A 15,122-nucleotide genomic window follows, 5' to 3' on the forward strand; every position below is an offset into this window, starting at 1 on the left:
AAAGATCGCATATGCTCTATGATATTGCGTCAAATATAATAAAAGATGCCCACAAAAACATTGACATTAATGTCATTATTGAAAGAGCCCGGGATTGGACTACGACACTATTAGACTTTGTATTAGTAAATCAGGATAAGCATACACATTTAATAAAAGTGCTAAAATACAATGGAAAAGTATTTAACCATTCCGCAAATATGGCCATACTCGGCATACTATTTGGCCATTATTTAGGCTACTCAAAGAAAGAACTGGCAATATTGGGCACGGGCATATTGCTTCATGATATTGGCGCCACATGCCTAAACACTAACTCTCTCGAAGAAGAAACCCATGAAAAATTATCAAAACAAGAAAAGGAAACCTATAAGAAACATGCTGAATTCGGATTCTTTCTTTTGTCCAAAAATACTATTGTCCCTGAAGAAGCTTGTCTTATTGCAAAACAACATCATGAACAATTCAATGGTAAGGGTTATCCGGAAGGCTTAGTTGGAGAAAAAATCCACCCTTATAGCCGCATAACGCACCTCCTTGACGAATACGAATTACAAATGTCTACAGATTCACAATACGAACAACACCCGGCATATAAAGTATTGCAGCATATGGTAGGAAAGATGGACGGGGGTTTTGATAATGATATATTGAAAAAATTTATAAGTTTTCTTAATACAAGCTTAAATGGAATTTCTCTATAAACAATAAATAGTCAGTTTATTACATTTAACAAGGAGGTTGTAAAATGAGTAGGATTAATACAAATATCAGCGCTTTAAACGCATTGAAATCATTAAATGATGTTAACGCCCGCCTCTCTGTATCGCAATTAAGATTGGCTACCGGCAAGAGAATTAACTCTGCCGCAGATGACGCAGCAGGATTTTCGATTGCCAAAAAATTTAATGCCCGTTCACAGGGGCTTGGACAGGCCCTTTCAAACATAGGATCTGCCAAGAATCTGATGGCTGTTGCAGAAGGCCACCTAAATAACATCCTCGATATTTTAACCCAGATGAAGACAAAGGCAACACAGGCGGCAGATGATTCATTGGGGAGCGCAGAGCGTAATGCCATAAAATCGGAATTGAATCAGTTGGCAGTACAAATTGATCTTGAGGTTGCCCAGGCAACATGGAACTCAAATTCAATATTTGGCGGAGCGAATGCAACATCCGGGTCAGCAAGCAGCGTGCAGTTCAAATTCCAGATTGGCGCCGGTTCAAGCAGCACCAATGACGTGTTGTCGTTTGACTTGTTAGCGAAAACCAATGTAAGCTTTGACAGTGGGGCTACTAATAAAAACTATACCTCAAGTGGATTGAATGTAAGCATCGCTACAACATCGGTAGCATCAAACGCTTCTGCACGCGCGTTGATGAGCAATATAGACACCGCCATTGAAGATGTATCAGAGGCATTGAGCTACATTGGTTCGGTGGTAAACAGGCTGACTTACCAGGAAACCAGTTTGACGGTAGCGAGAACGAATACTGATGCAGCGAGAAGCAGGATTGAGGATGCGGATATGGCATATGAACAATTAGAAGCCACCAAGCTGCAGATATTGCAACAAACTGCCAGCGCTATGCTTGCGCAAGCAAATACCAGCCCTCAGATAATAATGCAGCTCTTTCAGGGTTAAAACATTTTATTCTGTCAGAAAAAAACAAAAAGGCCGTTTTATATTAATAAAACGGCTTTTTTTTATCTTGAAAATACACACATTCCGTTTTATTGTTTTACATGTTTCCGATGCCTGTTAGGAATTAATAACGTACAAACCATACCAAAATATATGGTTCAATCTGAAAGATTGATCCATCCGGGAGTTCGCCAAAAGCGATACGTTCACATTATGGTCAAACTTTCTGCCTGTCTGATAGTTAAAAACGAGTCCTGTATACTTCCCCGCTGCCTGGAAAGTATTCAATCTTTTACAGATGAAATAATCATTGTAGACACCGGTTCTACTGATAATACTGTAGAAATTGCCCTGCGCTATAAGGCAAAAGTGCATCATTTCCAGTGGAGAAACGATTTTTCCGCAGCCCGCAACGAATCATTGCAACATGCAAATGGCGACTGGATACTTTACATTGACGCAGATGAAATTATTGATGAAGCTAACGCGCTAAAAATCCGCTCACTAATTAACAGAGAGGATATTATGGCGCTTACGGTAAGGCAATGTATTCCTCAACAATGTAACAACATAGCAACCTCTTTCTACAGCGAATACTGCAGGGTTTTCCGGAGACATCCCAAAATCCGTTTTGAAGGGTCCATTCACGAACAAATATTGCCTTCAATTAAAAGATTAGATTGTAAGACACGCCAACGCTGTTCAAAAAAGAATGGATGTTTGAATCAAGGTAAGGAAAAACTGTGGGGGATGATGATGTGGACGGTAAATAGTACCAAAAAAGACTACAATCGTTTGTCTACTTTATTTAACGACTTCATCCACTTTATTGCCCAAATTTGCTTGAGCTATTTGATTGTAATACGATTTCAGCATTTTCATTCGTGAAATGGTCTCCTCGGGGGGTAATTGTCTGATGATTTTTTCGGTATCTAAATCTCTCACGGTGGTAACAACGAGATTCAACTCTTTCTCAATAGCAAACTCAACCCGCGTACCAATAGGAGAAACACCGGGGAAAACAGGAGATGAAGGAGAATCGTATAAGGCAGAAGAAGCTGATTGTTCCGAGGGTATTTCCTTTTTTGAAATAGCCGCATCATTAGAGTCGCTGTTACTGTTGCTTTGAGGAGATGTATTGCTGACACTCGCACTACTGCTCACATTTTGCGATACAATTTTCTTATCAATAATTGCTTGGTAAGAAACCTTCCCATCTTCTGTTATTTTATCAGAAGATACATCTTTCCCCTTTTCCTTGCTGACAATATCTTTTTTGTCAACTTCAGTAAACAACTTATTATTAGAACTATAACTATGAATCTTGCCCACATCCATAATTCTGCTCCAAAAATATTGTTTATACAGGTAAAATTAAAAATAATTATTTAATCCTTTGCGCAGGTGACATGGGTTGATTTACTGCCAGCGCAAGAATTTTAAAAACGTATGTGCATATTTACACATAAAATATAAATCAAGCGGCATCCTGTACCTGCAACCATGCGCCTCTTAACTCTTTAAAAATCTTCAGCGCAGCATCAAATCTTCCGTTTTTTATCTCCCGCATGCAAAATTCATATAGCCTGAAAAGTGAATTTGAAATCTCTGCCTGATCAAAGTTTAAAGAGTCAATTAATTCTGCCAGTACAATACTTGCCTTCTCTTCATCTTTACGATTACACGCGGTAATACCTGCATCATACGCTTTTATTAATAATTGGAGCGGATTTAACGTCATTATTCCCTGTTCAAGATATGCATGCCCAACTTTTTTTGTTCCTACCATAAATTTTCACCTCCATAAAAAAGTATTGTATTTATCCACACACATCAATAAATGAAGGATTATCATTAATGTTCTGGTCTAAACTACGTGCCAATTGCTTGCTTTCCTGTAGTTTTTCAAGGTTTAATGCAATTTCATTTATTCTGCTTTCTATGAGAGACTTGTTTTCTTTATCCAGAAGAGCAATCTCGTCTAAAAATTTTCTCATCTTCCCCATTCGCTCTTTTAATAAAGATTTTCTTTCCCCATCGTCAATGCATCCAACAAATTCTTTCATTGAATTACATTCTTCACTAAGGGCGGAAGCCCTCTTTATTATTATCCCTCTTTCCTGCATTTTTTTAATTAACGAGTCTTCTTCGTCACCGCCGTTCAACATTTCCTTCAATTCAATTGTATTACGAAGTATTTTATCACAATCATCCAGCCTGATTCCAAGAAGATTTATTATTTCATCGTATGAATTTATTTTATTATTAACCAAGTCCAAACTCCATTCATTATCTATTTATCAGAACATCGTCTATGTTCCCATCATGTTTAAAGCCGAGTTTGTAAGCATTGTTATCTGAGAACCCTGAAGTACCAGATTGTTTAATAATTCCTGCATTTTAGACAACTGCTGGCGATATTGGTTCTCTTTTAACGACAGACGTGTTTCCATACTTTTAATTCTATTGTTGATCCCTGTTATCTGGGTATTTATTGTGCTCTTTGTATTATCAATGAGGGAACCGGTCGTAGAAGACGTACTCTCAACAAACGGTTTTAGTAAAGATTCTATCTTTTTTGCAACGCCATTTGTAGCGTTAAATAAATTCTCAACCGCTTTGGAATTCGATTTAATAGCGCTCTCAAATGCGGAAGTATCGGATAAACTCACCTTTAAATTACTGTCTACGGTAATGCCTATCTTACGGAGGTAATCTGGTTCTCCCGCAGTAAGTCCTGTCACCTTCTCAACCACTATCTGTAATAATTGTCTCCTTATGTTGATAAATGTCGTATTGCCCGCAAGAGGCCCCCTGGTAAACTTTTCCGTATCAACACCAGACTTGTCTTTTATATGACTTGTCAGTGCGTTAAATTTTTCAAGAAAGTCATTAATTTTTGTTTTAATCGCACTGGTATCCTGATTCACGGTTATTGTTGTAAACGTATTATCCGTATAAGCAGAAACATTCGCTTGTTTTAAAGTATAGGTAATGCCATTTATAGTAAAATCGTTGGAGCTTTTTGAGATTTCATCACCGGAGCTTGTGCTATTAATAGTAAACTTGGCATCGGCGCCTCCGCTGGCGGTTTGTCCGCTGAATTTAAAAGTATTCATCAGGAATGTTCCCGATTCGTCTGCTAGGGTAATAGTATCAGAACTACCTGTGCTTTTGGAATTCATTACCACTCTATCCAGCGATGTATCATAATATGCCGTTACGTTGGCATCTGAATTATTAATCCTGTTTATAATGCCATTCAAGGTATCGGTACTTGCATCCCAGGAAATTTGTATTCCGTTAATCTTAAAACTCCCGGAACCCGATACTGCCGTATCAAAATTTGCCTCTGACAAAAGTACATCCGCCTGAATACCAGTTGCTGCGGTAGTGCTATTATAATCACCCGCTGCATTTCTCATTTTTACCTGAGTAAAAAACCCGCTCCCACCCGGAGCTTCCGATTCAGTAAAAGTCAAAGAACCGCTTGTCGTATCCTCTAAATAAAATGTATTTTCTGTACTATCATAATATATATTTGCCGCAGCATTCGTATTAACATCGTCCATAAACGCCTGCACCGAAGCATATGTTGCCAAATCAGATGAAGTCCACCCATTAATCGTTACCGTTCCTGTTGGAGCAGTTCCAAATCCCGCATCGCCAAAACTCTTTGTTACATCAATCGTTCCTGAGCCCGGCGCAACCTTTGAGCTGCTGACCACCGCTGCTTTAGTAATCAACCCACCGGAACTTTGTACGGACGATCCGGAGGCTAACTGTTTAACGCGTATTTGATACGTCCCTGTAGCGGCATTGCTACCTGTAGTAGCAGACACTTCTTTGCTTTCACTGGTGCTTACGCTTCTGGAATTATAGACAGAACTGTTATCAGCGCTGGCTAGATCTTTCGCTGGGTCGAGCAGACCTGAAATTTTTGAATTCAGGTCTGTATACAGGTCTATTTTACTATATAGTTTCGTCCTTTGGCTTTGCAAATCATACAGCGGTCTTTTCTCCAGCGACATATATTGCGCAATTAACGAATTGAGTCCAGAATTCGAGCTATACGCTGATGTAAGAGAGGATAGTGCCATTTTAAATTCCCCTGATTTAAGAAAAAAGAGACAGAACCCGGCAGGCTAATATATGATCCCTATATGCAAATAACAATACATTATGCCTAATCAAATTTAAAGACAATTTCACTATTAATAGAAAAGGGGACGGGCATTGCTGCCCATCCCCGATAATACACCATTTATTATCCGAAAAGCTGTAAGATTGACTGAGGCCCTGCATTCGCCTGCGCCAACATAGCACTTGCAGTCTGTTGTAATATCTGCAGCTTTGTCGACTGCAACTGTTCGTATGCCATGTCCGCATCCTCAATCCTGCTCCTAGCCGCCTCGGTATTCGTCCTCGCTACCGTTAAACTGGTTTCCTGATAGGTCAGCCTGTTCACTACGGCGCCAATGTAACTCAACCCTTCTGATACATCCGCAATGGCGGTATCGATATTACTCATCAATGCCTGCGCGGACGCCGAAGAAGTAACCGCCCTCCCCGCCGTCGCAACACTTACCTGCAATCCATCAGCCTTATAGTTAGTATTGCCGCCATCAAAGCTTACATTGTCTTTCGCTAACAAGTCAAACTTCAACACATCATTGGTGCTGCTTGCTCCTGCGCCAATCTGGAATTTAAACTGCACGCTACTTGCCGCTCCTGAACCTGTAGCAGAATTACCCGTACCAAATATGGAATTGCTATTCCATGTCGCCTGGGTAACTTCAAGATCGATTTGCGTTGCCAATGCTTTGAGTTCCGACTGAATAGCGCTACGTTCTGCACTTCCTAACGAATCGTCTGCCGCCTGTGTTGCCTTTGTCTTCATCTGTGTTAAAATATCTAGGATGTTATTCAGGTGACCTTCCGCAACCGACATAAGATTCTTGGCAGAACCTATGTTTGCAAGTGCCTGGCCAAGCCCTTGTGAACGGGCATTGAATTTCTTGGCAATCGTAAAACCCGCGGCGTCGTCGGCGGCATTATTAATTCTTTTGCCCGTTGCAAGCCTTAATTGCGAAACCGACAGTTGCGTGTTAATATCATTTAACGACCGCAACGCATTCAAAGCATTAATGTTTGTATTAATTCTTGACATATCCCAACCTCCTTGTTTTTAAATGTTTTCCCTATTTCTTTAACGGATATAACCCTATCACAATTACATTTGCTAAAACACCTTTTAGACTGACTAGTCGTGTCCTTGTACGCTTTTCTACTTTATTTCTGCTTTTTTTATCGACACAAATTCTAAACAGTTTAATATTTTTTCTAAATAATTTTCTTACTTTTTTCATATTTATCTTTTACTTTGCCATTCAACGGTGTTTGTTAAACCAACATTTTTACCAGTTTTGTAAACAATGGTTGTCGTAAGTCTTTGTAATTAATGGATCACAAATTTACGGATTTCCCAGAAAAAGTGTATATCAACGGAGTTATCTATAAGTATGAACAATTGTAATTATTCAACATAAACGTGGGGATTCCCTGTATTTTGCAGTTTATTTTTTGGCAGGCGATGCAACGCCTTACACATTGCTTTCGTTAGCAATTACCCTTCAGATTTTTTTAACTGGCCATGTATCATTAAAGCCTGATCAAAAATCTTCATATTGAATGCTTTATTTTGCTGATATGATTGCCTGTTTAAAATAAATGAGGAATAATCCTTTAAAAAACATTTCAGCCGTTGATGTTTATCCGTATGAAGAATGATATCGCGCGTATTCATATCTTGTCTGACAATACCGAACGGAGATATTTCCTCTATAAACACCTTTATCGTTCGCATCAAAATTGCTAAATCATCGTTCGAAGAAAGATGCTGGTCTATTGGCGTCCAGTTATCCGGCAGTTGATAAATGAAAAATTCGTCTTTTGACCATCCGGATGATATTCTCTTAAATATCCCCACCGGAACGGGTACGTTAATTCTTAGCGCAAACAAGGCATTCGCATACTTCCACAAATCTAGTGCGCTGCGAAATCGTTTTTGGCATGAAGGCATTTTTGTAAACCGTACTATCTGATATTGATTGGTCTGCGCTGTACCATTAACCATTTGGTCTGTCTTCGCTAATAGTATCCGTATCGTTTCCAGAGAATATGCTTTTCTATACCTGCCAAAAAATCCGGCATTTTTAAAAATGCCAAATTTTCGATTCTCATGAACACATTGCTGCACAAACTTTTTCGAATCCTTTTTTTGCAATGTGAATGTCAGTGATTCAATTCGTTTTGCCAGTTTTTTGCAGTATGCATAATCACCTCCGGCGTATGTCATGAGAAAACGAAGACGCTCCGTATTACAGAACATCCCTTTTGTTCTATTCAACTTTGCCAGATACAAAATACTTTGTTTTTCCAAAAGACTCCCGCGTTGTATTGATACCCTTTCAAAATCAATTAAAATAATCCTTGTGTCCTCATCACGCTTAAAAACTAAGAAATTATTTAACGAATAATCATCCTGTTTTACGCCGGAATCATGAATAATTCTTGATAGTTTGCCAAATTCTTTTAAAACTGCCCTTCGCTCTGCAAAACAATTATTGTCTCTGAAATAATCGTTTAAGGTATAAGAATTTTCGATCTTTTTTATGACAAGGTATGATTTTTTAATGAAAAAACATTTTTGTTCGCCAAACGCAACAGGTACTTCCACAGGAACACCCTTTGAAGCGGCAAGGTACGTCATATAAAACTCCCTAAATGCCTTGGTTCGTTTAAACAGTTGCTTCAATTGCTGAAATATTGAAGGATATTTATAAATCTTAAGAATAAAGTTATATGCTTCATCCGATTTAACAGCTTCAAACCCGGCAAGTATTTTAAACCTATCTTCTCTATTAATTTTGATCGGGGTATGATTGTTTAGCGTTTTAAGATGTTTGAGGTGTGATATAAGGAAAGTACACTGCTCATGTACCAGCCATCGGATGTTGCTTTCTGTATAGGATATATATTCTTTGAACATTGTCTTTCTTTCGTTATAATTATGATAATTTATTGTTTCCACCGCTGAAATTCAAGATTTTTTATCTTTATAAACACAAAGGATGAATATATTTTTATCGCATACCACCAACAACGCTCAAAAGATAATACAAAAAGCTTTGGAGCAAAACCGGCATGAACTGTTAGAGCCGGAAGCAAAACAACTCCTCGGAACATACGGAATCGTTACTACCAGATTTTTAGTTGCCTCATCTGCCCGTGAAGCAATCCAGGCTGCAAATTCCATAAAATACCCTGTCGTTCTTAAGATCATATCGCCAGACCTCAGCCACAAAACGGATGCAGGTGGAGTAATGTTAAACATACAAAATGATAAAGAAGTTGAGGTTGCATACGAAAAAATCTTTAAAAACGTTAGTAAAACTGTTCCGGATGCAAGGATACACGGAATTCTCGTGGAAGAAATGTCAACTCCCTCAACCGAAATTATTGTAGGCGGCCTGAGAGATCCGCAATTCGGACCGACAGTGATGTTCGGGATGGGAGGTATTTTTGTTGAACTTTTTAAGGACGTTTCCTTTCGTATCGCTCCCGTAGAAGATTACGAAGCGCTTGACATGATTCGCGAAGTAAAAGGCGCCAGACTTTTAAGCGGATTCAGAAATGCAGCTCCACTGGATATTTCAGAAATATGCCATATCATTATTCGGGTATCAGATATTTTGGTTTCTCTGGAGGAAATTAAAGAAATAGATATTAACCCCATTCTTATTTACCCGAAAGGGACAAAAACCGTTGACGCAAGAATTGTCTTATCTAAAAAGGAGTAAACTGATTACGTGAAATTAAAAGATACTAGTTTTTCTGTCAGGGCAGAACGTGCTATCCTGTTCAGAGCGCTTTCTTATCCCAATACTATTGACCTTGATGAAGAACCTTTGGAAGAGTTAAGCAGATTGGCAAAAACTGCAGGAGCAAACGTAATTTATACCGTAATCCAAAAAAGAGCGCACATAGATCCATTGTATTATATTGGAAAAGGAAAGGCGCAAGAGCTGCAAAAAATAGCGGTTGAAATGGATGCAGATGTCCTCATTTGTGACGATAACCTTACCCCCGCTCAGGTAAAAAATTTGGAAAAAATCATTGAAAAAAAGGTAATTGACCGCAGCGAATTGATATTAGACATATTCGCCACAAGGGCAAAGACCCACCAGGCAAAACTTCAGGTAGAATTAGCTCAGTTGGAATACACAAAACCAAGACTTAAACGGATGTGGACACATCTTTCACGAATTGAAGGAGGAATAGGCACAAGGGGACCAGGAGAAAAACAACTTGAAGTAGATAATCGTATTGTTTCAAGAAAAATCCATGACCTTAAAAAACGATTGGATGAAATAGAGAAACGGCAACAGAGAGTAGTTGCTTCAAGAAAAGAATTCTCTACCGTATCCATCGTCGGTTACACCAATGCCGGAAAATCTACCCTAATGAACGCCCTAACCGATGTCGACGCCCTGGTAGAAGACAAACTCTTTGCCACATTAGATACAAAAACAGGTATATGCAAACTTGAAAATTCCAAAAATATTCTTATCAGTGATACTGTTGGGTTTATACAAAAATTGCCGCACTATCTAGTTTCATCATTCAAGGCAACGCTCGAAGAAACCCGAAACGCAGATATTTTATTGCATGTAGCGGATATCAGCTCCCCACACATTCATAAACAAATAGAATCCGTAAATATTGTATTAAAAGAACTCGAATGTGAAAAAAAACCAACAATCATTGTATTGAATAAAATCGATGCACTGAAAGATGAATCTGTTATCCCTTTACTGAAAAATCGATATATGAATTGTATTGTCATTTCTGCTAGAAAAAACCAGGGAATACAGGAGTTAAAACAAAAGATTGCCGAAATACTGGAAAAGAAACTTCTCAATATAGAACTCTCATGCAGTCAGGAAAATGGCAAATTAATAGCAGCCCTTCATGAAAATGCCCACATTCTCAATCGCAAATCAGATGACCACCGATTCACATTCCATCTGCTGATCGAAGATAAGTTCCTCAGTAAATTACTGAAGATGCATGATGATATTCAAATAAAGGAATTAGTCCCTTAGCAAAATATCTTTACAAGGAAGAAATATGCGGAATGTTTTTACTTGTTTTTATTCTGAACAAAACAAAAATAGTCGTTGAGACAACAAATAGTATAATGCTTATAATCTGTGCAATGGTAAAACTGTTAAAATATAATTGATTATCCCCACGAAGTGCTTCCATACAAAATCTTATAATGGGATACACCATGCCAAAGAGGAGGAGAATCTCTCCGTTTCTTTTTCGAAATTTGAAAAAACTGTTGAGAATAAAAAACAATGCTATATTTGAAAAAAAAGCATACAATTGTGCGGGATGAACCGGTAATGAATGCAGATCGGAAAACAGAATCAACCCATGTTGATAGTGATAAATAAATACCGGGCTGCCATCAACCATACCTTGACTATCAACTGTTCTGGGAAAACAAACTGCCCACGGCAGACTGAGTGAAATCTTGCCAAAACAGCATCCATTCAAAAAACACCCAATACGTCCAAAGGCTAATCCCAGCGCGGTAGATGGCACAATAATGTCTATCACCTTTAATACTGGCAATTTTCGTTTTCTAACAAAAACTAATAGCATAATAATAGCGGCAAACAACCCGCCATAATACACCAAGCCTCCTTCATAAATTTTGAATATATTTAATAAATTATTTTTGTAATCTTCATAAAATTGTATTACAAAAAACAGCCTTGCCCCTGCTATTCCGGCAAAAATCAGATAAATCCCCAAATCTGTGATGGCATTGGGGTCGATATCCTCTTTCTTCGCCCTCCAGCGCGCAACGGCTATGGAAACAAGAAATGCCACCATTAACATGAACCCATAGGAGTATATAGGTATGCTTTGGGAGAAAAAAGGGATAGGGATTTCGAATAAAATCCGTCTCATGTTGGTAGGTTTTGGAGGAGTTTATTTTTTGCGTCAACCAAAATAATCTTTGGTTTCCATCCTATAGCGTCATTGTTATTGATAAGGCAATATGCAATAATAATAACACGATCTCCAGGTTGCGCCCATCTTGCAGCTGCCCCGTTTAAGCAAATTACCCCGGAGTCTTGTTCTCCCTCAATGACATATGTTTCTACTCTTGTTCCATTATTTATATTCAAAACCTGCACCCGCTCATAATGCAGAATATCTACCGCAGTGAGAAGAGACTTATCGATGGTAATGCTTCCGTTATATTCCAGATTGGTTTCAGTTACCGTAGCGCCATGTATTTTGGATTTACACATCTCTCGCAGCATAATTTGCCTCAAAAAATTAAAAAGCCGTCATCGACAGCAAAATAAAGAAATGAAATACTCTCAAATAAGCAAAAATGATATCATAAAATCGGTGAAAAATCACTATTGTTTCAACTAAAATTCATGCAGTATTATCTTTGCCCGACAGGTGGATAGAAACTCCGAACACATATTTTTACCAAGTCCACAATTTCTTCATCTTTTAGCTTGCCTTTATAGCCTGGCATCTTTCTTAATCCATTTCCTACATGAATAATCAATCTCGAATCTGAAGCATTATCCTGCCATTTAACATTGGTAAAATCAGGAATATTAAAGAATACTCTGCCAACAAGACTCCCTTTTCCATTCATCTTATGGCATTTTTGGCATTCTCTTTCGAATACTTCCCAAATAGCTTCTCTTTCCAGCAAGATTGTCTGTTTTTTATAACATCCCCAAAAACAGGAGGAAAAAAATGCGATGAATAAAAAACAATATTGATAATTTTTCATTTATTACTCCTGTAATTATTATCGTTTACATGCATAACCAAAAATCTGCTTAAGATGGAGTCCCGATTTTATCTCTGTATTGTCAAAACAACAATAAAAAAACAGAAGGCATAACCTTTTATTAAGCATTATACCTTCTGTTTATTACAATACTTTATCAAAAGTCTAAAACACTATTCAACTAAACAATCAGCGCCCTCGTGTTTACATGCGGCCTTGTCCACGTCTCCCGGCTTTCTCTTCCAACCCAAGAGCAAGTCGGTATATTCACCGTGCTTCCAGAAATCGTATGCCTTATGCTTTATCCCCACTTTCTCTTCCAAAGCCTTTATTCTTCTAAGTTTGCTTGCTTCCGCCTTTACCTGAATCAACCAGCGGTCCTGCAGAAAAGCGCCTTTACCATAAGTGGCGCCGTACATTGCTCCGTGTGCCATTGCCTTGTAAACAGCATTGGTAATATACACCAGCATCTCAAATGCCGTCCGCTCTATATCGGATACATTATACATCCTGCCTTCACCACCAAGGAGGCTAAAGGTATAATGACCTGCGTAGTCAGGCGCCAAATCTTGGGGCATCGGATCCAGCATCCCGTCATTATAAAGGTCAACCACTATTTTCATGGCTTCGCGCCATTTTGTAAAACTGACTTTTATCGCTTCGTCCATCGCCTCAAGTTGATCAGCCGCAAATCTTGGAGAATGGCACCCTTTGCATGTGTTTATCCAACTCTGTCTGGCCTCCTTATATTTTGGGGCGCCCCTGTCGACCAATGATGTGCCCATGTGACTATTTACTGTGGAGAATTTTTGTGCATTATGTTCGCCATCTCTCATATGACAATATGCACACGTGGGCGTTTTGTAATTTTCAGGTTTCATTGGTTTTGTCCAGTCCCACGTATGCTGCTCCGACTCATAAATCATACCATGATAGGATTCCCTGTACATTTCGTATTCATAATGATCCAAACCTGTGTGGCAAATACCGCAATTGTTTGGTTTTCTTGCTTCAGCTAAGGAAAAATCATGCCTGGTATGACATCCATCACACCTGTTCTCCGCTATCCCATGACATGTAGCACAGGCGGTCACCTCGGCTGCAGGTTTTGCAATCTGCCACGGGGCTTCGATTGTACTCACATGAAAGGCATAGGTGTGCGAAGCCATTGCCCCCCCACGATGCCCTTCTTTTTGCTCCGGATGGCACTCCCCGCAGTGTTGCCATGAAGGCATGTATAATTGTTGGTGATTGTTGCCATGGCATTTATCGCAGCCAACCACCTGTTCTACTGCAGCATGTTTACTCTTCTTCCATTGAGCTACAATACCAGGGGTCTGGATCGTATGGCACATAAGACATTCCCCGTGCGTGAATTCACCTCCAATTGCCTGGTTTGGTGTATAATAATGATCAGGATCGTACCATCTCATAAGAGGTAAAAAACTAAATAATTTCCCAAATTTACCTTCGCCCGGCAATAATTCCTTTGGCGGCGTATATGTCGCTGTTAAACCTAAATGATACACATCTCCGGAGTTGTCTGGCCCGATTTTCTCTCCGGTAAGTTCGGAAATAATTTGTTGTATGGTTCTGGCATCTTTAGGATGAGTGTCAGCCGCATCTTCTTTGACGACAGGGGCATGTTTTTCTTCCTGTTTTTCAGAAACAGGAGGTTCTGCTTTTTCTTCTGGTTTTTCCTGCTTCACAATTTCTTTTTTCTCTTCTTTTGGAGTCGCAGTTTTTTGTTCGGTTTTTGTATCTTTTATCTCTGCAGTAGCATCCCTTTTTTCTGATTTTTCAGATTTGGAAGAAATTTTTTCTTTTTTTTCTTTCTTTTCCTTTATGTTAATTTCCGCATCTGCATGTACCTGCCTGAAACCAAACTGTGCGCCAAGAAAAAGTATGAACAGGCACATAACCACTGCGACTTTTAAAAATTTATACATACTCTATGCCTCCTTTGTACATTAATTAACTTTCCTTGCTGAAAATCATTACTTTTTTACTATCTCAACCTTCCAGATATCCGGTCCTTGCTCGATATATTTCCATTCCATTTGACCGGGACGCTCCGCTTCTAATTGATATTTTAAAGGTTTTGGGTCATGATCATTTATCAATACCATCATCTCTCCCGTTCTTAATCCGTCAAACGTATTAAAAATTTTTGGATGTCGCTCTCTTGGTATAATATTTCTCACGTCCAGTATAATTCGGTCTTCAATATTCATCTATTCTCCTTCTTAAAAATATTTCTTACGGTGGCGGTATAACATACTGCAATATAGTCATTTGTTTACTTGCTTTTATTTCAAACTGTTCAACGCCTTCAAAAATTAATAACGAATCCACCTTAAGGCTACAGGTATCAGACCCCTGCGTTAAAGAACCATTGCCCGAAACCACTAAGAGAATTATCTGAGAATTTGTTATTTTCGATATAACTTCCTGGCCTTCTTCCATGCACAACAATTCCAGCAGGAGGTTGTTACTCTTAAATAATGTATCCGATAGATAACTCTGCTGTGAAAATTTTACTTTTTCTTCTAAAACTATTTTACCCATGTTAAT

Annotated in this window: 17 protein-coding genes; 5 read left to right on the forward strand and 12 right to left on the reverse strand. The window is 38.7% G+C overall.

The window, feature by feature from the left end:
• The 3 genes from ABJL82_RS09665 to ABJL82_RS09675 form a co-directional block, all read left to right on the forward strand.
• Positions 1 to 704, forward strand: a 704-nt coding sequence (locus ABJL82_RS09665; RefSeq protein ID WP_347274524.1) for an HD domain-containing phosphohydrolase, incomplete at its 5' end; no start/stop codon positions are given.
• Between the two features lie 44 nt (positions 705 to 748).
• Complete coding sequence (locus ABJL82_RS09670) at positions 749 to 1,648, forward strand: flagellin (protein ID WP_347274525.1); 900 nt, start codon at positions 749 to 751, stop codon at positions 1,646 to 1,648.
• Positions 1,649 to 1,801: 153 nt separating this feature from the next.
• Positions 1,802 to 2,536 (forward strand): glycosyltransferase family 2 protein, encoded by a 735-nt coding sequence (locus tag ABJL82_RS09675; RefSeq protein ID WP_347274526.1) that lies wholly within the window; start codon positions 1,802 to 1,804, stop codon positions 2,534 to 2,536.
• Here ABJL82_RS09675 and ABJL82_RS09680 read toward each other — a convergent pair.
• The 6 genes from ABJL82_RS09680 to ABJL82_RS09705 form a co-directional block, all read right to left on the reverse strand.
• Positions 2,453 to 2,986, reverse strand: coding sequence for a flagellar protein FlaG (locus ABJL82_RS09680; RefSeq protein ID WP_347274527.1), 534 nt, complete (start codon positions 2,984 to 2,986; stop codon positions 2,453 to 2,455). The genes ABJL82_RS09675 and ABJL82_RS09680 overlap by 84 nt on opposite strands.
• Positions 2,987 to 3,125: 139 nt before the next feature.
• Positions 3,126 to 3,437, reverse strand: a complete 312-nt coding sequence (locus tag ABJL82_RS09685; RefSeq protein ID WP_099326102.1) for a flagellar export chaperone FliS — start codon at positions 3,435 to 3,437, stop codon at positions 3,126 to 3,128.
• Positions 3,438 to 3,468: 31 nt separating this feature from the next.
• Positions 3,469 to 3,921: a hypothetical protein gene (locus tag ABJL82_RS09690; RefSeq protein ID WP_347274528.1), complete on the reverse strand. Its 453-nt coding sequence runs from the start codon at positions 3,919 to 3,921 to the stop codon at positions 3,469 to 3,471.
• Positions 3,922 to 3,960: 39 nt separating this feature from the next.
• Complete coding sequence (gene fliD / locus ABJL82_RS09695; RefSeq protein ID WP_347274529.1) at positions 3,961 to 5,748, reverse strand: flagellar filament capping protein FliD; 1,788 nt, start codon at positions 5,746 to 5,748, stop codon at positions 3,961 to 3,963.
• Between the two features lie 167 nt (positions 5,749 to 5,915).
• Positions 5,916 to 6,818: a flagellin gene (locus ABJL82_RS09700; RefSeq protein WP_347274530.1), complete on the reverse strand. Its 903-nt coding sequence runs from the start codon at positions 6,816 to 6,818 to the stop codon at positions 5,916 to 5,918.
• Positions 6,819 to 7,274: 456 nt separating this feature from the next.
• Positions 7,275 to 8,699: a lipopolysaccharide kinase InaA family protein gene (locus ABJL82_RS09705; RefSeq protein ID WP_347274531.1), complete on the reverse strand. Its 1,425-nt coding sequence runs from the start codon at positions 8,697 to 8,699 to the stop codon at positions 7,275 to 7,277.
• A gap of 82 nt (positions 8,700 to 8,781) precedes the next feature.
• On the opposite strand from ABJL82_RS09705, the gene ABJL82_RS09710 reads away from it, so the two are divergent.
• Together ABJL82_RS09710 and hflX are read left to right on the forward strand one after the other, a co-directional pair.
• Positions 8,782 to 9,510 (forward strand): acetate--CoA ligase family protein, encoded by a 729-nt coding sequence (locus ABJL82_RS09710; RefSeq protein WP_347274532.1) that lies wholly within the window; start codon positions 8,782 to 8,784, stop codon positions 9,508 to 9,510.
• Between the two features lie 9 nt (positions 9,511 to 9,519).
• Positions 9,520 to 10,815 (forward strand): GTPase HflX, encoded by a 1,296-nt coding sequence (gene hflX, locus ABJL82_RS09715; protein ID WP_347274533.1) that lies wholly within the window; start codon positions 9,520 to 9,522, stop codon positions 10,813 to 10,815.
• A gap of 10 nt (positions 10,816 to 10,825) precedes the next feature.
• Here hflX and lgt read toward each other — a convergent pair whose 3' ends face one another.
• The 6 genes from lgt to ABJL82_RS09745 all read right to left on the reverse strand — a co-directional run bounded on the left by lgt (position 10,826) and on the right by ABJL82_RS09745 (position 15,116).
• On the reverse strand, positions 10,826 to 11,695 hold the full coding sequence (gene lgt, locus ABJL82_RS09720; RefSeq protein WP_347274534.1) for a prolipoprotein diacylglyceryl transferase: 870 nt from the start codon (positions 11,693 to 11,695) through the stop codon (positions 10,826 to 10,828).
• Entirely contained in the window at positions 11,692 to 12,054 is a 363-nt protein-coding gene (panD, locus tag ABJL82_RS09725; RefSeq protein ID WP_347274535.1) for an aspartate 1-decarboxylase, read from the reverse strand. Before panD ends, lgt begins: the two co-directional genes overlap by 4 nt.
• 131 nt (positions 12,055 to 12,185) lie before the next feature.
• Complete coding sequence (locus ABJL82_RS09730) at positions 12,186 to 12,548, reverse strand: cytochrome c (protein WP_347274536.1); 363 nt, start codon at positions 12,546 to 12,548, stop codon at positions 12,186 to 12,188.
• 173 nt (positions 12,549 to 12,721) lie between these two features.
• Positions 12,722 to 14,497: a multiheme c-type cytochrome gene (locus ABJL82_RS09735; RefSeq protein WP_347274537.1), complete on the reverse strand. Its 1,776-nt coding sequence runs from the start codon at positions 14,495 to 14,497 to the stop codon at positions 12,722 to 12,724.
• Between the two features lie 48 nt (positions 14,498 to 14,545).
• On the reverse strand, positions 14,546 to 14,782 hold the full coding sequence (locus ABJL82_RS09740) for a DUF2249 domain-containing protein (RefSeq protein ID WP_347274538.1): 237 nt from the start codon (positions 14,780 to 14,782) through the stop codon (positions 14,546 to 14,548).
• A gap of 25 nt (positions 14,783 to 14,807) precedes the next feature.
• The gene (locus ABJL82_RS09745; protein ID WP_347274539.1) at positions 14,808 to 15,116 is read right to left on the reverse strand and encodes a hypothetical protein; all 309 of its coding nucleotides are present in this window, start codon (positions 15,114 to 15,116) and stop codon (positions 14,808 to 14,810) included.
• Between the last annotated feature and the right edge of the window lie 6 nt (positions 15,117 to 15,122).

It is taken from the genome of Candidatus Kuenenia sp., assembly GCF_039794105.1.
Classification (GTDB): Bacteria; Planctomycetota; Brocadiia; order Brocadiales; family Brocadiaceae; genus Kuenenia.

Excerpts from the sequence above, each read along its gene's own strand:
- ABJL82_RS09735 (WP_347274537.1), bottom strand. The coding sequence starts at position 14,497 with ATGTATAAATTTTTAAAAGTCGCAGTGGTTATGTGCCTGTTCATACTT.
- ABJL82_RS09675 (WP_347274526.1), top strand. The coding sequence starts at position 1,802 with ATGGTTCAATCTGAAAGATTGATCCATCCGGGAGTTCGCCAAAAGCGA.
- ABJL82_RS09740 (WP_347274538.1), bottom strand. The coding sequence starts at position 14,782 with ATGAATATTGAAGACCGAATTATACTGGACGTGAGAAATATTATACCA.
- panD (WP_347274535.1), bottom strand. The coding sequence starts at position 12,054 with ATGCTGCGAGAGATGTGTAAATCCAAAATACATGGCGCTACGGTAACT.
- ABJL82_RS09705 (WP_347274531.1), bottom strand. The coding sequence starts at position 8,699 with ATGTTCAAAGAATATATATCCTATACAGAAAGCAACATCCGATGGCTG.
- lgt (WP_347274534.1), bottom strand. The coding sequence starts at position 11,695 with ATGAGACGGATTTTATTCGAAATCCCTATCCCTTTTTTCTCCCAAAGC.
- ABJL82_RS09670 (WP_347274525.1), top strand. The coding sequence starts at position 749 with ATGAGTAGGATTAATACAAATATCAGCGCTTTAAACGCATTGAAATCA.
- ABJL82_RS09730 (WP_347274536.1), bottom strand. The coding sequence starts at position 12,548 with ATGAAAAATTATCAATATTGTTTTTTATTCATCGCATTTTTTTCCTCC.
- fliD (WP_347274529.1), bottom strand. The coding sequence starts at position 5,748 with ATGGCACTATCCTCTCTTACATCAGCGTATAGCTCGAATTCTGGACTC.
- ABJL82_RS09680 (WP_347274527.1), bottom strand. The coding sequence starts at position 2,986 with ATGGATGTGGGCAAGATTCATAGTTATAGTTCTAATAATAAGTTGTTT.
- ABJL82_RS09700 (WP_347274530.1), bottom strand. The coding sequence starts at position 6,818 with ATGTCAAGAATTAATACAAACATTAATGCTTTGAATGCGTTGCGGTCG.
- ABJL82_RS09710 (WP_347274532.1), top strand. The coding sequence starts at position 8,782 with ATGAATATATTTTTATCGCATACCACCAACAACGCTCAAAAGATAATA.
- ABJL82_RS09685 (WP_099326102.1), bottom strand. The coding sequence starts at position 3,437 with ATGGTAGGAACAAAAAAAGTTGGGCATGCATATCTTGAACAGGGAATA.
- ABJL82_RS09745 (WP_347274539.1), bottom strand. The coding sequence starts at position 15,116 with ATGGGTAAAATAGTTTTAGAAGAAAAAGTAAAATTTTCACAGCAGAGT.